Annotated in this window: 3 tRNA genes; all 3 read right to left on the bottom strand. The window is 43.3% G+C overall.

The window, feature by feature from the left end:
• Positions 1–149 precede the first annotated feature (149 nt).
• The 3 genes from AB4653_RS06180 to AB4653_RS06170 all read right to left on the bottom strand — a co-directional run bounded on the left by AB4653_RS06180 (position 150) and on the right by AB4653_RS06170 (position 469).
• Positions 150–225: transfer RNA gene (locus AB4653_RS06180), tRNA-Val, on the bottom strand.
• Positions 226–293: 68 nt separating this feature from the next.
• Positions 294–369, bottom strand: a tRNA-Ala gene (locus AB4653_RS06175).
• A gap of 24 nt (positions 370–393) precedes the next feature.
• Positions 394–469, bottom strand: a tRNA-Val gene (locus tag AB4653_RS06170).
• Positions 470–490: the final 21 nt, after the last annotated feature.

Genomic DNA, 490 nt, shown 5'->3' with positions numbered 1-490 from the left:
GAACTTTTAAATTTGATTTAAATAACTTCGTTATTTAAATCAGTCAGCTTTCCAAATTGTTAAAGAGCAAGAGTTTTTCAAGTTTTAAACTTTCAAAACCATTTTTAAAAACTCTCTTCAGACTTTTGTCATCAAAGAATATTTAAAGATGGTGGGCGATACCGGGCTCGAACCAGTGACCCCCTGCTTGTAAGGCAGGTGCTCTCCCAACTGAGCTAATCGCCCATGATAGTTTCTTTTGTCTTCACTTTTTAAAAAGTGAAAATAAAAGCCATCCTTACATGGAGAAAGAATGGTGGAGCTATGCGGGATCGAACCGCAGACCTCCTGCGTGCAAGGCAGGCGCTCTCCCAGCTGAGCTATAGCCCCATATTTTATTTCCTTGGGAGGAAATGGTGGGCGATACCGGGCTCGAACCAGTGACCCCCTGCTTGTAAGGCAGGTGCTCTCCCAACTGAGCTAATCGCCCCAAATTTTATTTCCTTGGGAG

Source organism: Vibrio sp. 10N.222.48.A3, assembly GCF_041475345.1.
Taxonomy (GTDB): Bacteria; Pseudomonadota; Gammaproteobacteria; order Enterobacterales; family Vibrionaceae; genus Vibrio; species Vibrio tasmaniensis_A.
The sequence above is the reverse complement of the archived record's forward strand: the minus strand, read 5'-3'. Positions and strand labels throughout refer to the sequence as shown.